22 protein-coding genes are annotated in these 25,699 nt (G+C 41.5%); 10 read left to right on the forward strand and 12 right to left on the reverse strand.

Translation table 11 applies throughout. The features are described 5' to 3' along the window. Positions 1-102: 102 nt before the first annotated feature. Complete coding sequence (gene recQ / locus AC59IL_RS11070; protein ID WP_496552183.1) at positions 103-2,397, reverse strand: DNA helicase RecQ; 2,295 nt, start codon at positions 2,395-2,397, stop codon at positions 103-105. A gap of 637 nt (positions 2,398-3,034) precedes the next feature. Between recQ and AC59IL_RS11075 the strand changes: the two genes are divergently transcribed. From AC59IL_RS11075 to AC59IL_RS11105, 7 genes are all read left to right on the forward strand, one after another. Further along, on the forward strand, positions 3,035-4,012 hold the full coding sequence (locus AC59IL_RS11075; protein WP_496552184.1) for a KpsF/GutQ family sugar-phosphate isomerase: 978 nt from the start codon (positions 3,035-3,037) through the stop codon (positions 4,010-4,012). A 153-nt stretch (positions 4,013-4,165) separates the two neighbouring features. Next, a complete protein-coding gene (locus AC59IL_RS11080; protein WP_496552185.1) occupies positions 4,166-5,248 on the forward strand; it encodes a mannose-1-phosphate guanylyltransferase in 1,083 nt (360 codons plus the stop codon). A gap of 85 nt (positions 5,249-5,333) precedes the next feature. Further along, positions 5,334-6,050: a 3'-5' exonuclease gene (locus tag AC59IL_RS11085; RefSeq protein WP_496552186.1), complete on the forward strand. Its 717-nt coding sequence runs from the start codon at positions 5,334-5,336 to the stop codon at positions 6,048-6,050. 51 nt (positions 6,051-6,101) lie between these two features. Then, the gene (locus tag AC59IL_RS11090; RefSeq protein WP_496552187.1) at positions 6,102-6,455 is read left to right on the forward strand and encodes an MmcQ/YjbR family DNA-binding protein; all 354 of its coding nucleotides are present in this window, start codon (positions 6,102-6,104) and stop codon (positions 6,453-6,455) included. 108 nt (positions 6,456-6,563) lie between these two features. Beyond that, entirely contained in the window at positions 6,564-7,712 is a 1,149-nt protein-coding gene (locus AC59IL_RS11095) for a methionine aminotransferase (protein ID WP_496552188.1), read from the forward strand. A gap of 75 nt (positions 7,713-7,787) precedes the next feature. Beyond that, complete coding sequence (locus AC59IL_RS11100; protein ID WP_496552189.1) at positions 7,788-8,279, forward strand: GNAT family N-acetyltransferase; 492 nt, start codon at positions 7,788-7,790, stop codon at positions 8,277-8,279. Positions 8,280-8,314: 35 nt separating this feature from the next. Continuing rightward, positions 8,315-8,926 (forward strand): HAD family hydrolase, encoded by a 612-nt coding sequence (locus AC59IL_RS11105; RefSeq protein ID WP_496552190.1) that lies wholly within the window; start codon positions 8,315-8,317, stop codon positions 8,924-8,926. A gap of 408 nt (positions 8,927-9,334) precedes the next feature. On the opposite strand, the gene feoB is transcribed toward AC59IL_RS11105, so the two are convergent. The 4 genes from feoB to AC59IL_RS11125 form a co-directional block, all read right to left on the reverse strand. Next, on the reverse strand, positions 9,335-11,458 hold the full coding sequence (feoB, locus tag AC59IL_RS11110) for a ferrous iron transport protein B (protein WP_496552191.1): 2,124 nt from the start codon (positions 11,456-11,458) through the stop codon (positions 9,335-9,337). Between the two features lie 209 nt (positions 11,459-11,667). Beyond that, entirely contained in the window at positions 11,668-13,608 is a 1,941-nt protein-coding gene (locus AC59IL_RS11115; protein ID WP_496552192.1) for a glycoside hydrolase family 97 protein, read from the reverse strand. A 202-nt stretch (positions 13,609-13,810) separates the two neighbouring features. Further along, the gene (locus tag AC59IL_RS11120) at positions 13,811-14,794 is read right to left on the reverse strand and encodes a 2-hydroxyacid dehydrogenase (protein ID WP_496552193.1); all 984 of its coding nucleotides are present in this window, start codon (positions 14,792-14,794) and stop codon (positions 13,811-13,813) included. Positions 14,795-15,063: 269 nt separating this feature from the next. Beyond that, positions 15,064-15,318, reverse strand: coding sequence for a hypothetical protein (locus AC59IL_RS11125; RefSeq protein WP_496552194.1), 255 nt, complete (start codon positions 15,316-15,318; stop codon positions 15,064-15,066). 291 nt (positions 15,319-15,609) lie between these two features. On the opposite strand from AC59IL_RS11125, the gene asnS reads away from it, so the two are divergent. Beyond that, positions 15,610-17,049: an asparagine--tRNA ligase gene (gene asnS, locus AC59IL_RS11130; RefSeq protein ID WP_496552195.1), complete on the forward strand. Its 1,440-nt coding sequence runs from the start codon at positions 15,610-15,612 to the stop codon at positions 17,047-17,049. 78 nt (positions 17,050-17,127) lie between these two features. Here the strand turns inward: asnS and AC59IL_RS11135 are convergent, their stop codons facing one another. Beyond that, positions 17,128-17,967, reverse strand: a complete 840-nt coding sequence (locus tag AC59IL_RS11135; protein WP_496552196.1) for a universal stress protein — start codon at positions 17,965-17,967, stop codon at positions 17,128-17,130. Positions 17,968-18,099: 132 nt separating this feature from the next. Between AC59IL_RS11135 and AC59IL_RS11140 the strand changes: the two genes are divergently transcribed. After that, positions 18,100-18,636 (forward strand): ExbD/TolR family protein, encoded by a 537-nt coding sequence (locus tag AC59IL_RS11140; RefSeq protein ID WP_496552197.1) that lies wholly within the window; start codon positions 18,100-18,102, stop codon positions 18,634-18,636. 10 nt (positions 18,637-18,646) lie between these two features. On the opposite strand, the gene AC59IL_RS11145 is transcribed toward AC59IL_RS11140, so the two are convergent. Genes AC59IL_RS11145 through AC59IL_RS11170 form a run of 6 tightly spaced genes read right to left on the reverse strand, consistent with a single transcriptional unit; the run spans position 18,647 to position 24,272 of the window. Continuing rightward, complete coding sequence (locus tag AC59IL_RS11145) at positions 18,647-19,516, reverse strand: NAD-dependent epimerase/dehydratase family protein (RefSeq protein WP_496552198.1); 870 nt, start codon at positions 19,514-19,516, stop codon at positions 18,647-18,649. Continuing rightward, on the reverse strand, positions 19,509-21,137 hold the full coding sequence (locus tag AC59IL_RS11150; RefSeq protein ID WP_496552199.1) for a hypothetical protein: 1,629 nt from the start codon (positions 21,135-21,137) through the stop codon (positions 19,509-19,511). The genes AC59IL_RS11145 and AC59IL_RS11150 overlap by 8 nt, the downstream gene beginning before the upstream one ends. Beyond that, positions 21,125-21,514, reverse strand: coding sequence for a hypothetical protein (locus AC59IL_RS11155; protein ID WP_496552200.1), 390 nt, complete (start codon positions 21,512-21,514; stop codon positions 21,125-21,127). The genes AC59IL_RS11150 and AC59IL_RS11155 overlap by 13 nt, the downstream gene beginning before the upstream one ends. After that, positions 21,511-21,861: a DUF2304 domain-containing protein gene (locus AC59IL_RS11160; protein WP_496552201.1), complete on the reverse strand. Its 351-nt coding sequence runs from the start codon at positions 21,859-21,861 to the stop codon at positions 21,511-21,513. The genes AC59IL_RS11155 and AC59IL_RS11160 overlap by 4 nt, the downstream gene beginning before the upstream one ends. Next, positions 21,858-22,562 (reverse strand): glycosyltransferase family 2 protein, encoded by a 705-nt coding sequence (locus AC59IL_RS11165; protein ID WP_496552506.1) that lies wholly within the window; start codon positions 22,560-22,562, stop codon positions 21,858-21,860. The genes AC59IL_RS11160 and AC59IL_RS11165 overlap by 4 nt, the downstream gene beginning before the upstream one ends. A 30-nt stretch (positions 22,563-22,592) precedes the next feature. Then, complete coding sequence (locus AC59IL_RS11170) at positions 22,593-24,272, reverse strand: hypothetical protein (RefSeq protein ID WP_496552202.1); 1,680 nt, start codon at positions 24,270-24,272, stop codon at positions 22,593-22,595. A 290-nt stretch (positions 24,273-24,562) separates the two neighbouring features. Here AC59IL_RS11170 and AC59IL_RS11175 point away from each other — a divergent pair, with 290 nt between their 5' ends. Next, on the forward strand, positions 24,563-25,507 hold the full coding sequence (locus AC59IL_RS11175; protein ID WP_496552203.1) for an isopenicillin N synthase family dioxygenase: 945 nt from the start codon (positions 24,563-24,565) through the stop codon (positions 25,505-25,507). Positions 25,508-25,699 lie beyond the last annotated feature (192 nt).

The following is a 25,699-nucleotide window of genomic DNA, read 5'->3' on the forward strand; positions in this document are numbered from 1 at the left end:
TTCGACCCGCCGGCAGGCGGTGAGGCTTTGCTCAACGTTTCTCAGGCTGTTCTTCAACACTTTCCCGCCAAGATGCGGGACTCAGTGCAAGGCCACTCAGAACTACATTCCGTATTGAGCAAGGAACTTAATACGCATTATTTTCAACTGCTCCCAGGTGAAGTCATGCTCCGACAATTCTTCCAGCGCTACCTGCAGCGATGAAGTTTCGCAACCTTTAAAATATTCCAGTATCTCGTCCTGCTCGTTTTCATCCAGCATTTCGGCAATGGCATAATCAAGGTTCAGCTTGGTGCCGCTGGCGGCAATGGTTTCCATTTCTTCCAGCATTTCATCCATACGCCAGCCCTTGTTCTTCGCAATTACTTCAAGCGGTATCTTTTTATCGGTTTGCTGAATCACATACACTTTATTGCCGCTCTTGTTCACCACGCTTTTCATCACAAAATCATCCGGGCGCACAATGTTATTTTCCTCAACATACCGGGCAATTAATTCAATAAACGGCTTTCCATATCTGATTGCCTTGCCTTTACTTACACCAGAGCATTTTTCCAGTTCTGCCAATGTAGTAGGATACAGCGTGGCCATATCCTGCAGCGAGGTTTCTAAAAAGATTACAAACGGAGGTAATGATTTTTTCTTTGCTTCTTTCTGGCGTATCTCTTTCAGCATTTCAAACAACTTATCATCGACTGCCGTACCGGTTGCTGCTTCTGATGCACCTTCGTCGTCATCGGCATAAGCCTCTTCGTATAAATTGTTCAATACCATTTTGAACGACTTCGGCTTTTTGGCAAATGCATCACCAGCTTTGGTGATTTTTAAAACGCCATAATCTTCAATATCCTTGCTTAACAGTCCTTCCAGCAGCATTTGTCTGATCAGTGAATTCCAGTAATGGTCAGGCTGATCCTTGCCAATACCAAATTCAGCAAGGCCTTCATGACGGTACATGGCAATATTCGGTGTTAACCGTCCGATCAGAATATTTAATACATAATCAGTTGCAAACCTTTCATCGAGCGCCTTAATCACTTTTAATGCCTTAACCACATTGTCTTTGGCCTCTACCTGTTCTTTTGGATGCAAACAGTTGTCGCATTGTCCGCAGTTTTCCTGAGTATACTCTTCACCAAAATAGCTCATCAGTATTTTACGACGGCACACACCGCTTTCGGCATATGCTACGGTTTCGCTAATGAGCTGGGCGCCTACTTCACGTTCGCTTAATGGTTTGTCGCGCATCAAATGCTCAAGCTTCGACACGTCTTTATGCGAATAATATAAAATGCATTTTCCTTCAAGTCCATCACGTCCGGCACGACCGGTTTCCTGGTAGTAGTTCTCAATACTTTTGGGAATATTATAATGTATTACAAAGCGAATATCGGGTTTGTCGATACCCATGCCGAAGGCTATGGTAGCAACAATAACCTGTACATCTTCATTCAAAAACAGGTCCTGGCGTTCGGCGCGCAGTTTACTGTCGAGCCCTGCATGATAGGCAACGGCTTTAATGCCATTGGCCATCAGCATATCGGCCAGCTCTTCCGTGGTTTTGCGGTTGAGCGTATAAATAATGCCGCTTTTGCCTTTCATCTGTACAATGAAACGCACAATGCTTTTGATGGTCTGGTCTTTTTTTATCTTGGGCTGTATTTCGTAATACAGGTTAGGCCGGTTGAACGAAGAAATGAATATCTCGGGTTCTTTTAATGAGAGGTTCTTTATGATATCACTTTGTACTTTTGGAGTAGCCGTAGCAGTTAACGCAATTACCGGAATATCGGGATTAATCTGCGTCATCATTTCACGAAGCCTTCTGTATTCAGGACGAAAATCATGTCCCCATTCCGAAATACAGTGTGCTTCATCAACAGCGAAGAAAGATAATTTCAGGTCTGAAAAGAATTCAAGATTTTCCTGCTTGGTTAATGTTTCGGGCGCCACATATAACATCTTGGTACGACCGCTAAGCAGATCATCATGAACTTCGCGAATTTCTTTTTTTGTTAAAGTAGAGTTAAGAAAATGGGCTACATCATCTTTGCTACTATAACTACGCACCAGATCGACCTGGTTTTTCATAAGAGCGATAAGCGGACTTATGATTATGGCAACGCCTTCACTAATTATAGCTGGAAGCTGATAGCACAGGCTTTTACCACCACCTGTAGGTTTAATAACAAATGTATCTTTTCCCGCTAATAAACTTTTGATGACAGGCTCCTGGTTGCCTTTAAAAGCGTTGAATCCAAAATGCTCCTGGAGAGCTTCATGTAAAAAAGTGCCTGAAATAGTTGAAGAAGTGTTTGCACTTTTTTTCTTCGCTACTGGATTGTCTTTCTGAACTTTTGTCGTTTTAGACGGTATTTTTTTTGATGTAGTTGACATTGCTCAAAGTGTTTCCTTCGCACAGATTGTTTCAGAAATATTTAAAATAACTTCCTTTTATTATGCCGTTCGTGCAGCACAATAACAACATAATTCAAGTTGCCTTTTAGCAAAAAATCGTCAGATCGTTTGAATGGGTTTAAATCAGGCCTTTAGGATAAGAGTGTATAACAGGCACCTTGTAAAGGGATGCGAATTTAATTCATTTTTGTTGTTATGCCAACCTTTTAATGGTCAATTCAACATATTTAAAATCACTGTAAGTGTGCATGCATCTACACTTCATTTAAGATACAGCATTTAACTTAACTGTGCACCATTAGTTTTTAACAAAAGTGAATAACTGTTGTTTGTATAAGCAACTGATAAATAGCGAATCATGCTTAACGCAGAACGCGAAACGCCCAAAGCAGAACGCTGAATGCTGAAAAGTCAAAAGCCTGGAATGGCTGTTTATAGCATTATGCGTTAAGCTTTAAGCGTTCCCATTGATGGTAAAAATACTAACCAACTGCAGTTAGTTTTTTTGTGCCGGGGAAGCAGGCCGGCAAGCCTGTTTAGCATGTTTTGTTCTTTTATCCGATATTCATATTGCTTTTGTGCAATTAACAATTTCAAGTAGGTTTGCGACTTAATTATGTCTGTTGTGTCTGCCATTGATATTAAATCGGTTGCGCTTCGAACCATAAGTTTGGAAGCAGAAGCAATTATGGCCATCGGAGCCATGATAAATGATGATTTTGAAAAAGCGGTTAAGGCCGTTTTCGAGTCAAAGGGAAGGATGGTTGTGAGCGGTATTGGTAAAAGCGCTTTGATTGCCCAAAAACTGGTGGCTACACTGAATTCTACGGGTAGTCCTTCTATTTTTTTGCATGCTGCTGATGCCATTCATGGCGACCTGGGTATGATACAACAGGAAGATGTGGTGATGATCATCAGCAAAAGCGGCGAAAGTCCTGAAATAAAAGTTTTGGTGCCGCTGGTAAAGAATTTCGGGAATACCCTGATTGCCATGGTTGGCAACATTGAATCTTATCTTGCCCGGCAGGCCGGAATCATATTAAACACCACTGTTTCGCAGGAAGCCTGTCCTAACAACCTGGCGCCAACCTCAAGCACCACTGCTCAACTGGTAATGGGCGATGCATTGGCTGTTGCCCTGATGGAACTGAGAGGATTTACGCCTGAAGATTTTGCGCGGTTTCATCCCGGCGGAACATTGGGTAAGAAGCTATACCTGCGTGTATCTGACCTGTACATAAATAATGAAAAGCCCGAAGTATCGCCAATTGCGTCATTAAAAGAAGTGATTGTTGAAATATCTAAAAAACGGTTGGGTACTACAGCTGTGATCGATTCTGATAAGCGGTTACTGGGCATAATTACCGATGGCGACCTGCGCCGCATGCTCGAAAAGAATATTCCTTTGGATAGTGTTACTGCAAAAGAAATCATGACGTTGAACCCCAAAACCATTACACCCGATGCACTGGCGGTTGAAGCGCTTGACCGGCTGCGTAAGTACGATATAAACCAGCTGATAGTAGTAACCAATGAATCGGAGTATTTGGGTATTATACACCTGCATGACCTGATCAGGGAAGGATTGATTTAGGTTCAGGTTTGTAAGTTAACAAGTTAAATAGTTAACTGGCTAATAAGTTGAAGAGATAAAAAAAGTTATAAAGATAACAGGTTGAATAGTTAACAGGGTTGATGGAATATCACGGATCAACTTTTAAACTTATCAACGTATCAACATTACTCAATGAACAAACATAACTACGTAGCAATTATGGCGGGGGGAATTGGCAGCCGTTTCTGGCCTATGAGCCGTACCAATTACCCAAAGCAGTTCCTGGATATTTTGAATACCGGCAAAACACTGATACAGTCTACGTTTGATCGATTTGCTGCCTTTATTCCGGTTGAAAATATTTATGTAGTTACTTCTAATGAATACGTGAATATTGTTAAAAAGCAATTGCCCAAAATACCGTTACAAAACATCCTGGGCGAGCCTTCACGCAAAAATACCGCCCCCTGTATCGCCTATATTTCATTTAAGCTGCAGGAAATTGATCCGGATGCATCGTTGATCATTGCTCCCTCTGATCACCTTATACTCGATCCTATAGCGTTTAATAAAGTGTGCTACGAGGCGTTGAGTTTTGTTAACAAACACAACGCGCTGATAACACTCGGTATTAAACCAACCCATCCTAATACCGGCTATGGATATATTCAGTACGAACAACAGGCCGTAAGCGACAATGTGTATAAGGTTAAAACCTTTACCGAAAAGCCAAATCTTGAGCTGGCCAAAACATTTATATCAAGCGGAGAATTTTTATGGAACGCCGGTATTTTCGTGTGGCAGGTGAAAAATATCCTGTATGCGTTTGAAAAATACCTGCCCGAAATGTACGACGTGTTTGTGGCCGAAAAAGATAAATTCAACACCACCGGCGAAGGACCTGCATTACAACGTCTTTACCCGTTGTGCACCAATATATCTATCGACTTCGGCATTATGGAAAAAGCCGATAACGTGTATGTTATTCCTTCTTCATTCGGCTGGAGCGATCTCGGTAGCTGGAACAGCGCCTGGGAAAACCTCGAAAAAGATTATCTGAGCAATGCCTCCGGCGGCGGCAATGTTATTGTGTTTGATACGCAACGCTGCATGATACAAACTCCTGAAAATAAACTGGTGGTACTGCAGGGTATGGAAGATTTTATTGTGGTTGATACCAATGATGTACTGCTCATTTGCAAAAGAGAGAAAGAACAGGATATTAAAGAATACGTGGCAGAAGTGAAAAGAAATAAGGGAGATAAGTATCTTTAATTAAACAATGTGCTAATTTGAAAATTTGAAAATGTAGGAGGAGATGCATTTTCAAATTTGCACATTTTCAAATTTTCAAATTATTATGGTAACTCTGAACAACATTCTTTTTCTTGATATCGAAACGGTTCCTCAATTTGATTGTTACGATAAGTTAACGCCTGAATGGAAATCGCTGTGGGACCTGAAGGCAGCCTATCTTATTCGCAATAAAGAAGAAGAAACGGTTGAAACCATTTACAACAAGGCGGGCATTTATCCCGAGTTTGGCAAAATCGTGTGTATCAGCGTTGGTATTATTCAGGGCTATGGCCCAACAAAAAAGCTCATACTTAAATCTTTTGCCGGGCACGATGAAAAAGAAGTGTTGCTGCAGTTTACCGAAATGCTGAAGCGCTGGGCAACGGATCCTAATAAATGCCTGTGCGCGCATAATGGAAAAGAGTTTGATTTTCCCTACCTGTGCCGGCGAATGATCATTCATAATATTCCGCTGCCTACCATTCTGAATACAAGAGGTAAAAAGCCATGGGAAATAAGCCACCTCGATACAATGGACCTGTGGCGCTTTGGCGATTTTAAAACTTTTACCTCACTCAATTTGCTGGCCTGTACTTTAGGCATCCCCACTCCGAAAGATGATATCGATGGCAGCATGGTATGGGAAGTTTACTGGAAAGAAGATAATATAGATCGAATTGTTTGCTATTGCCAGAAAGATGTGGTAACCGTAGCACAGGTATATTTAAGGCTATGCGGTGAGGAGCTGATCGATGATCAGTATATTGAAATCAAACAATAAATTAAACACATAAGTTGTAAACCTTTTGGTGTACATAAATTCTGGTGACGTATGGACATAGAATCACTTCGCGATTATTGTTTGTCGAAACCCGCGGTTGAAGAAACCTTTCCTTTTGGCCCCAACACACTGGTGTATAAAGTAGGAGGCAAAATGTTTTTACTTTGCTCACTCGATTCCGATTCACTACAGTTTAATGTAAAGTGCGATCCCGAAAAAGCCATCGAGCTGCGGGAGCGATACGATTGTGCGCAACCCGGTTATCATATGAATAAAAAACACTGGAATACCATAACAGTAGATGGAACGGTTTCAAATGCTATATTAAAAGAATGGATCGACGATTCCTACAATTTAATTGTTGCAGGCCTGCCGGTAAAAGAGCGGGAGAAGCTGAAGAAGTAGAATATTGAATTTCGAATGTTGAATGATGAATGTACTTGTATTTATTTCAACATACGATATTTGAGGATCGTCTGTTTTATTCAAACATATATCTTAATCTACACGTAATTGAGCTTACCAATTAAATCGAAGTTACCCGAAGTGGGGACCACTATTTTCACTGTGATGAGTGCCCTGGCTACTGAATACAAAGCAGTGAACCTGGGCCAGGGTTTTCCTGATTTTGCAATGAGTTCAGAACTTACCGGGCTGGTGAACGAGGCTATGCAAAATGGATACAACCAGTATTCGCCAATGCCCGGCTGGATGCCGCTTCGCGAAGCCATTGCTGAAAAAGTTCAGTTTTTGTATGCTGCTGCAATTAATCCCGATACTGAAATAACTATTACACCAGGCGGCACCTATGCCATTTATACGGCATTAACAACCGTGCTGCAACCTGGTGATGAAGTGATTGTTTTTGAGCCGGCATACGACAGCTATATTCCAAACATAGTGGTGAATGGCGCTACGCCGGTTCGTATTAACCTGCAATTCCCTGACTATAAGATCAACTGGAACGAGGTACGCCAAAAAATTACGGCGCGAACCAGAATGATCATGCTCAACTCGCCCCATAACCCTACCGGCGCTGTATTGAGCGAAGACAATATACAACAATTGCGCTCGATTGTGCGCGATACAAACATCATCATAGTTTCAGACGAAGTATATGAACACATCATTTTCGATGATGTGCAGCACCAGTCAATATTACGCTATCCCGATCTGCTGCAAAGAAGCTTTGTATGCTTTTCGTTTGGCAAAGTGTATCATTGCACGGGCTGGAAGCTGGGCTATTGTATAGCGCCCGCTGAATTTACAAAGGAGTTTCGCAAAGTACATCAGTTTAATTGCTTTAGTTGCCATACCCCGTCGCAGGTGGCGCTGGGTACTTTTTTACGTAACAGGGATTCGTATTTAACGCTTGGTTCTTTTCTTCAAAAAAAGCGCGACTATTTTCTGCAGTTAATGCAAAATACCCGGTTTACTATGCTCGATAGTAAGGGCAGTTATTTTATCTGCGCTCAATATAATCGCATCAGCGACGAAAGCGACAGGGAATTTGCCATACGCATTACAAAGGAATTTGGGGTGGCTGTAATTCCTGTTTCGGCCTTTTACCAGCAGGGTACGGATAATAAAGTGATACGATTTTGTTTTGGAAAGAAAGATGAAACGCTGGCACTGGCAGCCGAACGATTATCACACATATAAAAAAGTATTCAGCGAAATAAACCGCGTGTAAAAACCCGGTACCCATTTTTGCTGTATGAGTTTTAATTTAGCAGCATGATTACTCTGTTACCAATGCAGCAGGAGCATGCAGCGGCTGTTCTGGAAATTTACCAGCATGGTATTGCTTCGGGTATGGCTACATTCGAAACAACTGTGCCCGATTGGGAAAAGTTTAACAACAAATATCTTCAGCACTCACGCATTGTTGCCATGGATGAAAAAGAATCCGTAGGGTGGGCAGCTTTAACGCCTGTATCAACCCGCGATTGTTACAATGGTGTTGCCGAAGTGAGTGTGTATGTTCATCAGCAACATCAGCGAAAAGGAATTGGAAGAATTTTGCTACTGGCCCTGATCACAGAAAGTGAACAAAATGGCATCTGGTCGTTGTTAAGTGTAATTCATGAAGAAAACAGGGCCAGCATTCATTTACACGAACAATGCGGGTTCAGGTATATTGGTTACCGCGAACGTATTGCGCAGTTAAACGGCGTTTGGCGCACAACCGTAATGTTGGAAAAAAGAAGTAAAGCGGTTGGTCAATAGCAGATAAGTCAGATTATATTTAAAAAAAATCATACATGTCATCTTTCAAAACAATTGTATTCGATCTTGGAGGCGTGCTTATCGACTGGAATCCCGATTATGTTTACCGCACCATTTTTAATAAGGAAGAAGAAATGAAATGGTTTTACCAGAACATTTGCACTTCTGACTGGAACGAAGAACAGGACGCCGGCCGTAGTTTGCACGATGGCACCGAGTTGCTGGTAAAACAATTTCCGGAACATGAAACCAATATCAGGGCCTATTACGGGCGGTGGGAAGAAATGCTGGGTGGCCCGATTCATGAAACGGTAGAAACGCTGAATCAGCTGAAAGAAAATCCGAACTATAAATTATATGCGCTCACCAACTGGAGCGCCGAAACATTTGGTATTGCTCTGCAACGCTATGAATTTTTGCATTGGTTTGATGGGCGAATCGTTTCCGGAGAAGAAAAAACGCGCAAGCCTTTTATTGAAATTTACGAGCGTTTGATCAGCCGGTTTAACATTGATCCTGCAACGGCCATTTATATCGATGATAATACCCGCAATTTAAAACCTGCCGCCGACCTGGGCATTCATACTATTCATTTTCAATCGCCGCAACAGTTTAGAAAAGAGTTACAGCAGCTGGGGGTTTTATAAGGAAGTTTTTCAATAAACGGCCATCAGTATAGTTGTACTAAAATATATAAGAGAAAAGGGGAAAAGGATTCAGGCGGCTCTTTTCGAAAAGTTGTTGATGCAACTATTTAAGATTTCTATAACAAACCTTTTACACCATTTAGCGTCTTATATATAGTGTATTGCATAACGAAAACTGAACGTGATAGCGGGGTAGGGAAATTGAGTTTTTGGTTTGAGGAAGCAGCAAAGTGATGCGGAAAGATCTATCACAATTATCCCGTACAAATGCAATTAATAACTATATAAAAAATTGTCAGGACGGTTTATTTTTCATGGATTGGATTATTTAACGAAAGGGCCTTTTCGCGGGCCCTTTTTAATTATGTTAGATTGAAAGCGTGCAGGGAATATAAGTGAGGCGAAGAATTACTTCAACAACTGATAAGCGATAAAACTCATAATATACGCCACACCCGTCATGTATATCAGCTGAATCAGCGGCCACTTCCAGCTGCGGGTTTCGCGGCGAACTACGGCGAGGGTGCTCATGCATTGCATGGCGAACGCATAAAAGATCATTAGTGAAATACCGGTAGCCAAACTGTATACTTTGGTTCCATCGGGCCGAACGGCTGCATTCATTTTTTGCATCAGCGTACTTTCATCGGCGTCGTTTCCGCCTTCAACACTATACAGCGTTGCCATGGTGCCCACAAATACTTCGCGGGCGGCAAATGAAGTGATCAGGGCAATGCCTATTTTCCAATCGTAACCAAGTGGTTTTATCACCGGCTCCAGCTTTTGGCCCAATATACCGGCATAGGAATTTTGTAACAGCTCGGTATTTTTTTGCCGGTTTAATTCACTCTCCTGGTCGGGATGCTGTTTTATTTGTTGCTCGTAACGGGCGGCTACATTTTTCATTTTTTCCCGGGGACCAAAGGTGCTCAGGGCCCATAAAATTAAACTGATGACCATGATCACCCTACCCGCATCAAACACAAATATTTTGGCTTTGTTCACCATGGTAACCAGTATGTTCTTCCATCGCGGGCCTCTGTATACCGGCAACTCTAAAATGAAAAAGCTCTTTTCTTTAATATCAATAAACCAGCGGGCAATGTATGAAACAAGCATGCTCATTAACGGTCCCAACAAGTAAAGCCCCATCATCACCAGCCCCTGCACGCCCAGAATGCCCCAGAACATTTTTTTGGGAATTACCAGTCCTATCAAAATGGTATAAACCGGCAGCCGCGCGCTGCAGCTCATTAAGGGGGTAACCAATATGGTGAGCAGTCTTTCTTTTTTGTTTTCGATATTGCGGGCGCTCATGATAGCGGGTACTGCACAGGCAAAACCGCTGATCATGGGCATAACGCTCTTGCCATTCAACCCAACTTTTCGCATCAGCTTATCGGTTAAAAAGCTAATGCGCGCCATATAACCGGTATCTTCCAAAATGGTTACCAGTCCAAATAAGATCATGATCTGAGGTACAAACACCAGTATGCCACTTAAGCCTGCCAGAATACCATTTATAAACAAATCGGTTAACCAACCATGTGGTAAAACGCTGCCCAGCCAGCTGCTTATTTGCGTAAAGCTCCAGTCAATGGCGTTCATGGGGTATTCGGCCAGCCAGAAAACGCTTTGGAACAACAAAAACAAAACGGCTAACAAAATAAAGTAACCCCACCGGCGGTGCAGGAATACATTATCGAGCTTTTCGGTAAATAAAGTTTTTTGCAGCGGCGATGGTTCCGATACCGACTGTTTTAAAATTAATCCGATGCGCTGGTACCGCTGCAGAATTTCTTCGGCCTGCGTTTTGGTATGATTGAAATTGTTAACGCGTTCGATGTTTTCAATCTTTTCCTGCAATGATCTGTCGAGTTCGAATGATTCGTGATTGATGAGGTAGTGAATGGCTTTGTAATCACTTAACTCGGGCAGCAACTGTTTTACGCTGCCAATGGCCGAGCTTGCCAGGGCTTCGTTATTAATAAAATCGCGTACAGGCGCTTTGTATAATTCAAGAGCAGTTTGTTCAATGGCTTTTTTCAGCTGGGGAATGCCTTTGTTCTTCCGGGGATTTATAGGAATAACCGGCACACCCAGTTCGCGCTCCAGTTCGGCCACATCGATCTGAATGCCTTTTTGCCGGGCAATATCCATCATGGTCAAACCTACAACTACCGGTATTTTCAGGTCGATGATCTGCGAAGCGAACAGCAGGTTGCGTTTGAGGTTGCTGGCGTCGGCAATAAGCACCACCATTTCGGGCGAACTCACTTCTTTATCCTGGTGCATCAATACGCGGTAAGCCACCCACTCATCTTCACGGCGCGGATATAAGCTATAGGTGCCGGGAAGGTCAATAATAGTAGAAATGAGCCCATCGCTGAGCTTACAGGTACCTACTTTTTTGTCTACCGTTACACCCGGAAAGTTGCCAACTTTCTGGTTCAGGCCGGTTAAAACATTGAACAGGGAACTTTTGCCGCTGTTAGGGTTTCCAACTAATGCAATATGTATCGTCTTCGCCATTATTAAAATACCCTTTCACAGCCGTAAAAGGGTTTGAACAAGAGGGCAAAAGTACCGATTTTAAAGAAGGCGGTATTTACGAGATGAGTAAAAATTGTGTAAATATCGAATACACAATGTTAAATGTCGAATGACGAAGTAAAAACCACTATCTCAGCAGTCTACTTCGACATTCAAAATTCAATATTTAATATTCTGCGGTTCTATGGTTACTCAACCACGATTACAAATCCGTCGTGGGCCGCCAGGGAAATTGTTTCTTTTTTACCGGGCGTTACAGCTATTGTTTTCTGTTCAAAGAAGGCATCTGTTTTTCCGTTCACTATGCAGGTTGCTTTTTTACCTTTGAAAGCAGCCAGGTTCACTTGTATCGTTTTTTCGTCATCGGTACCATTAATGCCTGCGATATACCATTTGTTGCCCGATTTACGGGCCAGCACAACATATTGACCCGGAAACCCGTCGATAAATTTCACATCATCCCATCCGGCGGGCAACTTTTGTAAAAACTCTTTAATATAAGCCGGCATATGAGCCATGCCTTCGGGTATTTCGACCAGGTGCTGCACACCCGATAAAAACAACACTGATAAGGCCAGTTCAAACGCAGGCGTTGTTTGTCTCTTTATACGCGGAATTTTATACAGGCACATGGGCGTAAAATCCATTGGATCGAAAGCGTTGCGCGTAAAAGGCAGCATGGCGCAATGTGTTGGTTCCTCGTCTGCAGCTTTTTGATCAAAAGTTATATATTCAAAACCTTTTATGGCTTCGGCGCTCATGAGGTTGGGCCAGGTGCGGTGCCAGCCACGGGGTAGTGTAGCGCCATGAAAATTCACCATTAAATGATGTGCAGCGGCACCGTTCAATATGTTGATGTAATACTGTATCATCGATTGGCCGTCGCCGCCAAAGAAATCGATCTTTACCCCGGCTACGCCCATTTTTTCGAGCCTGCTGAATTCCTTTTCCCGGTCTTCGTGTGTGAGCAATTTATTTCGTGGATGATAAGGGGTGGTATTCCAGCTTCCGGCCGAATTATACCATAACCAAACGCCCACCTTTTTTTGTTTGGCGTAATTGATAAGCAGCTGCATGCTGTCGTAACCAATTTTTGTATCCCAGTCTGCATCGATCAGGCAATATTGCCATTTCATATCAGCGGCGTAATCGATAAAGCGTTTTTGAACCGGAAAAACAGTTGAATCATCTTTCAACAAGGCCCAGCTCCATGATGATTTGCCGGGTTTGGCAAATGAAAAATTTTGACTGGTAGCGGCAGCTTTTGCCACATCGGTTCCGGCTGTTGATTCAATAATGGTTGCCAAACTACCAATAGTTATAACACGCCAGGGCGAATACATTGGTAAAACAGATTGAGGCTTATAACCACCGCCGGTAAACACCTCATGGGGATCGGGGAACGCAATATGATAATCGCTATTGGCAGAATCATTATTCAATTTGGTGCCGCAATACGTTCCATCCATACCCGCTTCGGTGATCAGCACCCAATGGCCGGCCGATTGAAACAGGGCCGGATAGATCCACCCGGCTTTGAGTGGTGAAGGCGCTCCCACAGCTATTCCCTTTTCATAATACTCTTCGTAACAGGGATTAACATGTTCCCATCCCGTTTTAGCTACGCTCATGGGCTGCAGCCATGCTTTGGCTGTGGCCGGAAAATGAAAGGAGGTGAATTCGGTATCAACCTTTTTAGGCTCATCAGATGTGCCGGGAAAATAATAACGGAAGGCAACTGCATCGTTCGAAACCTGCCAGATGATATCAACCGGTTGGCCCGATGCATTTTTATAATGAACAATTTGTTTGTTGGCAGTGTAAGTGTTGTTGCGGCGTTTGCCGGTAACCAGCTGATAATTTTCTTTAACAGAAGTAACAGGAGATACGTTAACCGTTGTAAGCCCTTTTGAAAAATCGGCATCCTGGCGAACAATTCCCAGGCGGGAAGTTTCAATAACAGCACTGCTTTTGTATTGAACAGCGTAGAAAGGTGCGCCTGAAGCATCAGTTACACACGTAACCTGAATTTGTTTATCGGGACTGTAAATAATAAGCGGTTTGTGTTGAGCCCAAACCGGGTTAATGGCAATAAAAACCGTACTGCAAATGGCAACCAGTTTTTTCATATGGTGGTTTCGTTAAGTAAAATTATGTAATCGGGCACCGAAGATAAGGAATCAGTGGAATAAATGTATGAATGACATTAAACAGGGGTGACGGGTTAACTGGCCACCTGACTACGCCAGATGGCTTCCCCCGACCCTTCGACTTCCGCTCAGGGCCCGTGGGGCCTATGACCCTTCGACTTCGCTCAGGATGCTCAGGACTTTACACCACTTTATTCACCAGTGGTTTACCTGCTTTAAAATCGGTTATATTCTGCAGGGTGGTTTGGGCTATCTGCGTTAGCGCTTCATCGGTAAAAAATCCCTGGTGAGAGGTGATAAGCACGTTGGGAAAACTCATCAGCCGCATAATGGCGTCGTCTTCAATAATTTCTTCCGACAAATTATGAAAGAACAATTTTTCTTCCTGCTCATATACATCAATACCGAGGTATTTGATGCGGCCTGTTTTTAATGCCTGAATGGTGGCATGCGTATCGATCAGCGCACCACGACTGGTGTTGATTAACATTACACCGGGCTTCATCAATGACAATGTATCGGCATTTATAATATGTTTGGTTTGTTCGGTAAGCGGACAGTGCAGCGAAATAATATCGCATTGGGGCAATAGTTTTATCAACGGCAGGTATTCAATGCCTTTTGCTTCCAGTTCTTTATTGGCAATAATGTCAAAAGCCAGCACACGGCAACCAAAACCCTGCATGATATTACAAAATACCTGTCCTATTTTGCCGGTGCCGATAACGCCCACGGTTTTTCCGTACAGGTCGAAACCGGTTAATTTTTCCAGCGAAAAATTGCCTTCACGCACACGGTTATAGGCTTTATGCGTTTTGCGGTTCAGGGTGAGGATCAGCGCAACCGCATGTTCTGCCACCGCATGGGGTGAATAGGCAGGAACGCGAACAACCCTGATGTTGTGCTGTTGGGCAGCGGCCACATCAACATTGTTATAACCGGCGCAGCGCATAGCGATCATTTGTACGCCTGTTTCGGCCAGTGCTTTTATTACGCCGGCGTTCAATGAATCGTTTACAAAGGCGCATACAACTTCGCAACCTGCGGCCAGCGGAACGGTTTTTTCGTTAAGCGGCGCTTCAAAAAATACCAGCTCATATTGGGTATTATACCGGGTAAAATACTCTTTATCGTACAACTGGGTTGAAAAGAAGGCGATTTTCATGTAAACAAAAGTAGGGGAAACGGGAGGTGATTGAGCTGATAAAAGTCAACCGGCTACTTGATTTTGATGGCGGGCAACGCTGTGCAATCCGGAGGCAACATTGGGCAAGCCGGTTTGAGGCCTGATAAATATTACAAAGTTGATCTAAACTGCTGGCCATTTACGAGGGTGCATGGGATAAGTATAGCCTGCATATAGGAGGAGCAGGTGAGGACTATGGAAGTACCAGAGGGCATGTATGGAGTAAGTATGGAGTTGGTATGGGATTACTATCTTTTAGTTCTCCTGTTTTTATCGATATTTTTTGAAACATTTCTTTCCGCAATAATTAATCCGATATAAAGGCCAATTGAAAATGTACCAATAATCAAAAAAGTTATTAATAAGGTAAATGCATGGTCAAACTCAGCACTTTTGGGAAGCGCTTTTCGCAGGTCTTCAAAATATTTGAAGGTTAAAGAGTAGGAGAATAACGCAAGCGTTAAAAACGGAGCTTTTTCAAGTGTAAGCAACTTGTTTTTCATACATTATTAAATGAAATGTTTAAACCTCCCATTCAGGTTATTTAAACTTTTCATCTAATAACCAAAAAAGTAACACCTCATTAATTAGAATGGGTAATTAATGATTGCAAGCTTTTTTACAAACTATTTTAACACACAGAAATTGGAATCATAAAAATAACTAACACACATTAGTTGATCAAATTTTTTAATGCTTCTTGATTACGATTAACATACCTCCCCCAATACTTATCTTTGCCGTCCTTCTATCTCACCTTATCGGGATGGGGGAAAAGACTAAAACTTAAGGATATGTTCAACAAACGGGTAAAAGTTAAAGATCTGCTGGCCAGCGAAGCAACCGGTCAGGAAGTTACAGTAATGGGTTGGGTACGCGGTTTTCGCAATAATCAGTTCATAGCCATAAACGACGGTAGCACCAATAGCAATATTCAGGTAGTAGTTGATTTGGCCATGCTCGATGAGGCTACCCAAAAGCGCATCACTACAAGCGCCTCAATAAAAGCCACCGGTACACTGATCGCTTCGCAGGGTAAAGGACAGAAAGTGGAAGTTAAAGCCACAGCCGTTGAAATTCTGGGCGACAGCGATCCTGAAAAATATCCGTTGCAATTAAAAAACCGGCCCAGTCTGGAATATTTGCGCGAAATAGCCCACCTGCGTTTTCGTACAAACACCTTTGGCGCGGTATTCAGGGTACGCCATGCGTTGGCATTTGCCATTCATAAATTCTTTAATGAAAAGGCATTTGTATATATGCATACGCCCATTGTTACGGCCAGTGATGCCGAAGGGGCCGGAGAAATGTTCCGTGTTACCACCCTGCCGTTCGACAATCCACCCCGGAACGAAGATGGCAGCATTAATTTTAAAGAAGATTTTTTTGGCAAGAGTACCAATTTAACTGTAAGCGGGCAGCTCGAAGGCGAGCTGGCAGCTATGGCGTTTAGTGAGATATATACTTTTGGTCCCACCTTCAGGGCCGAAAACTCCAATACAGCGCGCCACCTGGCCGAATTCTGGATGATTGAGCCTGAAATGGCTTTTTATGACCTGGAAGATAATATGAACCTGGCCGAAGAGTTCATTAAATATATTATCAGGCATGCGATGGAAAACAATCGCGAAGACCTGGAGTTTCTGGCTCAACGGCTGGCCGAAGAAGAAAAACAACTGCCCCAGGACAAACGCAGCGAAATGAGCCTGATTGAAAAGCTTGAGTTTGTACTGAACAACAGTTTCGAACGCATTACCTATACTGAAGCGATAGATATTTTGCTGAACTCCCCGGCATATAAGAAAAAGAAATTCCAGTACGAAGTGAAATGGGGCATCGATATGCAAAGTGAGCATGAGCGTTACCTGGTCGAAAAACATTTTAAAAAACCGGTGATCGTTACAGGCTATCCCAAAGCCATTAAAGCATTTTACATGCGCCAGAACGACGATGGCAAAACCGTGGCCGCTATGGATATTCTGGCCCCGGGCATCGGTGAAATTGTTGGTGGCTCACAAAGGGAAGAACGCCTCGATAAGCTTACCGAACGCATGAAAGAAATGCATATTCCGGCTGAAGAAATGTGGTGGTACCTCGATACCCGCCGCTTTGGTACAGTACCCCACGCCGGTTTTGGTTTGGGCTTTGAGCGGATGGTGCTGTTTGTAACCGGCATGACAAATATTCGTGATGTGATAGCGTTCCCCCGCACACCGAAAAATGCAGAATTTTAGTTGATAAGTTAATAAGTTGACAAGTTAACCGGTTAACCCGCTAACTTGTCAACTTTTCAACCAGTCAACTGATCAACTTTATTCATGTATCGAAACAATTGGTATATGTGAATGGGTCACCAGCTCGCGGCTACGGCTTTTATGAAACAGGTTGTCGATAAGCCGGTGCTTTTTAGGAATAACAATTACCATATCAAGGTTATTTTGTTCGGCAAACTCATTAATACCTTCCACCACATCTTTTTTATTCAGGAAAAAATAAATGGGTTTTATATCCTGCAACATGGCATCGAGGTAGGCCGATTCAAGAATGGTTTCATCTTTATAATGTTTATCGTCATCATTATAATGAACGTTCAGCACATATAATTCGGCTCCGAATTCGTTTACCATGTCCTTTATATAATCAACGGGTATCGATTCCACCACATCTTTAAAGTCGCAGGCCAGTCCTATTTTCTTTATTCCATGATAGGTAGTGCCGGGTGGCACAACAATTACAGGATATTTCAGGTGACGGATAGCCGTTAATGTGGTACTGCCCATGATCAGTCGTTCGAGCCCCGTACTTCCATGGCTGCCCATAATTACCGCCAGGGGTTGAACCGATTTACATAACTCTTCCAGTTCATCGATGGTATCGCCCAGCCGCGCTTCGGTAAAAATTTCAAGCTGGCCCGAAGTGATATGCATAATATTCATTTTCATTTCCTCAAGCCGCTCTTCACTTGTTCGTTTTACTTCTTCAATTGATATAGTAGATACAGGTGAAACGGGCGCATCTGTATATGATACCGGTATATTGTACACGTGTAGCAATACAATACCGGCATTAATGGCCTGTGCCATGTCAACCGCATAATTCAATGCATTGACCGAAACAGACGAAAAATCGGTAGGAACTACCAGTGTTTTCATGTTTTATTTTTTTGATGATTGAATGTACTGATTGCTTTTATGTTTTTGGGTGACATCTGTCATTGCCACCAATGATCTCAGTAAATATGGAAAAATTGTGCCACTGCGTCTTATATTCAAAACCAAAGAAGTATGGCTGAAATTAACATCCCCGCCAGCGCCGGTGACAAACCCGGCGTACGCAGAAGCAAAAAACAAAGTACCCGCGTTGATTTAACGCCAATGGTTGACCTGGGGTTTTTATTAATAACATTTTTCATCTTTACCACCACCATGTCGACGCCCAAAGCAATGAAATTAATAATGCCGGCAGATGGAACCGGCACCAATGTGGGCATGAGTACTGCTTTAACTGTGGTGCCGCTTAAAGAGAACAAAATTTTTTATTATCATGGCGAACTGGGCGAGGCCTTAAAAACAGGTACGTTTGGGGTAACCTCCTATTCGGTAAACGACGGCCTGGGACAAATTATCCGTAACAAGCAGGCTGCGCTCGACAAAATGCAACCCGGCAAACGCGATGATCTTATGTTAATGGTAAAACCTATGCCCGAATCGAATTATCAGAACCTGGTAAATGTTATCGATGAAGTTTTAATCAACGATGTTAAGCATTATGCTGTTATGGATGTAACCGAGCCTGAGAAAGAAGCTGTAGCTCACAGGTAAATTAGCATGTTTACAGGGATATATTCATGCTCTTTAACGTTTCTTCAAGCGAATGAGGGGATAACTGTAATTCATTTAAGCTGTCGGCAGGGTTCAGATAGTGAATTGCTTTTAAACCCTGGATGTTGTCTTTATTAATTGGAAGCGGTAATTTGAGCAGGGCGCCAATATAAATAACAACCTGTAACAGGGCCAGTGGAACAGGAATAAATAATATGTGCCTGTTATGTATACGTGCAACAACTTTAAAAAACGATCGATAGGTTAATTGCTCTCTGTTAGAAAGAATAAAATGTCCGGTTAAATTACGATCGATTATTGTTTTTACAGCTTTCAAAACATCGTCGATAGCAAAAATTTGTAGTGTTTGCTGCCCATTACCAATCAGGGGAATTATTCTTTTTGATAATGCGTATTGTAACAAGCGCCGGAACAGGCCGCCATTGCCTATTACAAGACTGCATTTTAATACTACATCGGTTTGCGTATCAAAAAGTGTTTCTATAATAAACTTACTTTTGCCATAGGCCGAAATTGCCTGAGCATGTGCAGATACAGTTGAAAAGAAAATAATTTTTTTTACCCCGTTAATACGTGCGCAGTTGATTAATGATTTTGTTCCTTCATAATTTAACTGTTCTGCCTGCGCATTAACATCCGACGGTATAAATGCGCAATGAATTAAAATATCAACCCCCGCAAGCAGTTTGGGAGCGGGTTGTTGTTGAAGGTCAAAAAAGCGTTTTTCGAAAAACGTTTGTTCAAAAGAAGAACTTCTTACCAATGCAATTACCGGGTAACTGCAATCATAAAAGTATTGTAATAATGAATATCCTATAAAACCATTAGCGCCCGTTATGGCAATAACCGGTTTATTCATTTTGTAAAACGTTTAATGCAGTATTATGTGCGTTGGCCATTAATGTAAAGGTTATACCTTTCGCAGGTAAATATCTGAATCCTGAGCTATCTGCAACAAATACATTTTTTGTTAAAGATAAACGTCCGTTTGGTTGAAGGGTAAATAAAACTTCTTTTGTTGAAAAAGGTAAACTGCCTGCATAATGAGCGCTGGCGCCAAAACCCGGTTTTATTTTTTTAATTGGCCAGCATCCCAGTGTGCGAAACACCTGTGAAAATAATTTTTCTCTTTGTTGAATCGCTTTTGTTTCTTCAAAGTCCTGCTCGTAATGCGCATATAATACATCGCCGGTTAAATTACCGGGTTCAGGTCGCAATTGAATATATTTTGACTTTGCGGGTTTATCGGGATGATGAACACCTGCAATAACAATGGCTGGCATGAGATACTGCATTAGTTTTAAAGCATCTCTAAAATTCAATGGCACTTCTTTTATAGCGCGGTAAAGCAATAATGAACTATAGGAATACAATGATGCCATAGCTACATTTGAATTGGTATTATTGCTGTCGTGAAAAAGTGACAACTGCGCTGTACTGGTTCGTTTTGGCGAACCGGGTTTGCCCAATCGTTTCCAAAGCAAACAGGTGGTATATGAATACGGGTTACAAAGCAAAGGCAAATTATGGTTCTGTTTTTTAAATGATCGCATGACTATACGGGCGGTTCCTAATACGCTACCTGCAATGATCAGTTTTTTAGCCTTAATAGTAATCGGCTCATTTGTATTAATTATAAAGCCTGATACATAAACAATGTTTTCCCTTTCTTCAAACGAGGTAACCAAAATGCCTGATTGGTAGGCAAAGTTGCCGGCTTTTTTAAGTTCATCAATGGTAACAGAAGGGCGCCAGGCCGATAATCCCTGATTATGGTAAAAATCCATATCGGAATAATCTGTTGCTTTTCGATGATCTTTATTGGCGGTAAGTAAAGCGAGAGCCGGGATGCCGAGGGAAAAATTTTTCTGCCGGATCGCGAATTGTTGTTTTCGGTAGTGTTCAAGAATAAGGCGTGCATTATCATCAACACAAATTGCCGGTTGAAGGTTTTCAATACCGGGCATCGTATAAGCTTCGATATCATCCGGTGTATAAGAAACGCCTATTCTGTTTGCTATTACCTGATAGGCATTGTTTATAAAAGAGGGCTGCAAATGTGCTTTTTCCAGTTCGGCATTTGAAAACGTGCAGCATCCTAATCCCCACGCACTTCCTAATCCGCCATAGGCCAGGCTTTCAAAAGGAAAAAAGCTGCTTGTTTGGTAAGGAAGTAATTCATGTACTCTGTCAATTATATATTTTCTTGCTGGCGTTAACTGGCTTCCGGTTTTTGTAGGTCCCCAATCTATTCCTTCGAAATTTTTTCCCAAAAAAATATCTTCCTGACTTCTGTGAGTTGTTCTGATATTATGAAAGTTAAACGTATCATTAATAGGGTCGGGCTGGTTGTATGTAAATCCGGCGTCTATTAATAAAGTTTTCCATCCTGCTTCTGTTATTGTTTGTGCGCACATGGCTCCTGCAGGCCCTGACCCGATAATGATACAGTCGAACAGTGTTTCTTTTAAATAAACCATAATAATATTTTACCAATCACCATTTTCACACTTGCTTTTACCAGGCGGAATAACAGATAAAAAATATAAAGTACCGACCGTTTGGTTGGTAAAAAAGCATCATTATAATCACGCTGGGTTTCAAGGACGGCCAGCATAATAAAAATCCGTTTACGAACAGGGTGGTATTGATCGCCAATTGCCATTGCTGCATCAATAAATTTCAAAGCCCATGGATGCTTAATACAAAATTCCCAGACCCTTTTTTGTCTTGCATTAAATTCGATGTGTAATTTTTGTATGGCTTCATTATACAATCTTATTACCACGGCAGTTGGTGTTCGATTAGTGAGGTAATAGGAAAGTAAGTAAGCTTCGTTATCGGTAGCCTTTTTCATTTATTTTCAATGGATTCTTTATTGTTCAGGTCTTTGGCATTATTGAGTGCATCTTTCCGAACAATTTCTGTAAACAGCTGCTCCAGCTTACGTATGCGGGAATATAATTTTAACGCCACAAACCAAAAGATAAGAATGCTCAGGTAAAAGATCAGGTCGGCGCCACGCCCTACGCCCAGCGTATTGGCAATAATATTGGTTGCACCGGGCCAAAGAACAAACACAATTGCAGCGGCGATCATTAAAAAAAGCAATATTATATCGAGTAATCGCTTTTTCAGTCGTATTAAAAAATACAGGCCTATAAAAATAAAGCCTGTTACCAAAACCAGTTGAATGCCGCTCATTTAAAAAGTTTATGTAAAACTAAATCAAATAATACTTTAATGCTGTCGTGGCCTGCCTGCCCTTTTTGTTTTGAGTAATCGGTATATTTTATTAATACCGGTACCTCTTTATACCGCAATTGATGCTTTTTAATTTCGAATAATATTTCCGAGGCATGCGCCATGCGGTTTTCGGTAAGATCGATTTTTTCAAGAGCTGTTTTATTCAGCGCTCTCAATCCGTTATGGGCATCGCTGAGCAATACCCCGGAAAGTAAAAAATTAATAAACCGGGCCGTTTGCAGTACCATTTTTTTTGAAAAGGCAAGCCGGGTTTGGCTTTCGGACAAAAACCTCGATCCCAGCACAATATCGGCCTGGTTTTGCACAATAGGGGCAATTAAACCAGCCACATCTTCGGCGCTATGCTGGCCGTCGGCATCGAATGTAATAACAATATCAGCATCCAGTTTTCTGGCATACAAAAATCCTGTTTGTAAAGCAGCTCCCTGCCCAAGATTGGCGCGGTGTCGTAAAACGGTAACAGGAAAATCGGCTATGCTTTTTCGTATTGGTTCTGCTGATCCGTCATCGACAATAATTATTGCATTAACAACTTTTAACAGCGACGCAATAACATTCCGTATTACCTGTGCTTCGTTGTATACAGGTATTATGGCAACTATTTTTTTATCGGCAGTTTGTGATAACAGGGTTATTATATTTTAACAGTGATAGAACTGTACCCGGATTCATTTAGAAGTAGTTGTGTCAGGATTAATAAAGTACGAATAAAAATTCAATGGGCCGATGCGGGTTTCTTCTATTACTTCATGCTTTTCAGTAAAGGGTTTATAAAATGAGGAAGGGTTTCCTTTAAAAATCGCAATCAATCTAACAGGTCGGTCTGAATATACTGTATCATTTAATTTAGTTGTTTCGAACAAAGCTTTTCCGCCCGATAAAACCGCCCGATTAGCCAGTGTTGTATTTGCTGTAACCACAACATCAATACCTTTCGTTTTATTTTCTTTGATAACTTCATCAATATAAGCCGTCATTCTATGGGATAATGCTATATGTGAAAAGTTTCTCTGGCCAAATATATACTTCTTTCCCAGAAAATAAATGCTGTGCAAAAAACCTATCGAAAACACCAGTAAGAATAACCATTGCAGCAATTTTTTGAGTTTAAAAGAAACTTTCTGGTTCACATACAACCATTTCGCGGTAATGATAACTATAAATAACTCAATTAAAATAAAATAACGGTCTTCGCTAAGATACGTCCATACAGCTTGCCTGGGAGGAGCATAATAAGCACTATGTGTTAGCGACATGTAGGCGAGTGCGCCGAATATCGCCAATCCTGTAAGTCCGGCTATCAGTATAAAAGTCTGCCAGGCAGAAGCGGCCAGCCATTTTCTTCTAAAAGAAAAAAACAGGAACCAACCTGACAAAATGTTAATCAAAACGAGGTTTATCCATTTCATTACCTCCATCCAGGTAATAAAAGTAACTCCTGTAAATGAACTAAGCTGCAATGCATAAAATTCTGTGTTTATAAAAGCCGAAAATAATATGGGATACAGCTTTAATAAATTTGACCAGAAAATACCACTTTCACCCATTGGTACATAGTCTACATTTGTTCCATACGGTTTTTGTAAGGCGAGTAAAGCTATAGTACTTATAATACCGGCAGCAAGTATTATTGATCCATAAAGTAACAATCGCTTATTTTTTTTCATCCATCCATTCCATATAAAAAAAGCAGGGATCACAAATGTTACGGGAATGTACACGTATCTGAACCAGGCAGGAATAAAATTTAAAAAAGCCAGCAATATCAGGGTAGGTACAGCCTTTTCTTTTTTAATCAATTCAATTGAAAAATAACTGCTGTAAATGCTCAGCACCAGCGTAATTAAATCAGTGGGCGTTGACTGGGTTATGTAAGTGGGTATTAATGAACTATTAAATAGCAGTAGCAAATTGCTCAGATATAACGGAAAACCGAGCTGGTTGAATAATTTTCGCAGAATTATAATAAACAATATAATGAAAATAAAGTCGATTATTAAACAACTCATGTCAATATCATTCACCAGCTTATAAATAATCCCAAATACTACTGAATAGCCCGGCGGCCAGCCAACCAGGGGCTCATAATATTCTTTCGTTAAATTGTTTGCATGAACCTGTTTGATGGTGAGCCCATGTCCCTCAACAAAATTTTTTCCGGCTATTGCCTGAAAAAGCTTGTCACTATCTACATGATAATAAACATAGGTTAAAAGTAGTTTAATACAAATTGCCAATATAAAACAACATAGGGAAACATCTTTACGGGAAAGAAAATACTGAAATTGTTTAATACCCGAAGCCACAGACGTGAAATTGCTCTTGTCGGAAATAGCTGATAGCGACATGGTGGTTAATAAGCTTTATTAAAAGAATGAAATTTGTGTTCGCAGTTCTTCTTTTGAAAAAAATAATGCAGAATATTATTGAAAAGGTCTTTGTTTAAGTTCACCCGGGAACTCATCGATATAAAGTTTCGGTTAGGCATTTGCAATTGATAAAATTACATTATTTGATTTATCCTGTTCCACAATTTATTTTGCAAATTTTGCTGCCATTACCATGTTTCGTATATTGTAATTTACTTCCTGCAAGGAATATCAGGGTAATTGATTGTATTAACCGTTAAAAAAAATTTATGGCAATACCGGTAGTAAACCTGGCCGACTTTTTATCAGGCGATCCTCAATTAAAACAAGCCTTCGTAAATCAACTCGGAAAAGCGTATGAAGATGTTGGTTTTGTGGCAGTAAAAAATCATGGCATTCCCGATGAACTAATCGCCGACCTGTACAAATATGTGCAACAGTTTTTTGCCCTTCCCGGCGATACAAAAAGGCAATATGAAATTCCCGGTTTGGCCGGCCAGCGCGGATATACTTCTTTTGGTAAAGAACATGCAAAAGGCAGCGATGCACCAGACCTGAAAGAGTTTTTTCAGTTCGGACAAATTGTAGAAGATAATGACCCGGTTAAAAGTGAATATCCCGATAATGTGCAGGTAAAAGATGTTGCTGCTTTTAATTCAACATTCACCAAAGCCTACAAAGGATTTGAAAAATCAGGCAAAGCTTTATTGCAGGCCATTGCCTTGTACCTTGGGTTAGATGAACATTATTTTGATAAACACATTCATAATGGCAATTCAATTTTAAGGGCCATTCATTATCCGCCCATTACACAGGAGCCCAAATCGGCTATTCGGGCCGAACAGCACGAAGATATTAACCTGATCACCTTGCTGGTAGGCGCTTCGGCCGATGGATTGCAAATTCTAACCAAACAAAACGAATGGGTACCCGTAACCTCATTGCCCGAACAAATAGTGGTGAATGTAGGCGATATGTTGCAGCGGCTTACCAATAATAAACTGAAGTCAACTACACACAGGGTTGTAAACCCACCCCGTGAAATGTGGAATACCTCAAGATATTCCATTCCCTTCTTCTTACATCCAAAAAGCGAAATGAGCCTGGCATGCCTCGAAAGCTGTATCGATGCTAATCATCCCAAAGCTTACCCCGATGCTACGGCCGGCGAATACCTTGATGAACGACTAAGAGAAATAGGACTTAAAAAGTAATTACTTGTAAAAGAGCCGATTATAGTCGGCTCTTTTATTTAACTCCTACTTAACGGAATGGATATTACTTTAGTTGTGTCAATTGATCATTCAAAGAAAATGACACCGGAGTGGCCAGACATAAAATAATTATCTCAGTAGGAAAATAATTAATGTATGGTGCTCTTCGTTCTTAAACAACCCATCGAAAAC

The organism is Niastella sp. sgz303648, from assembly GCF_059587045.1.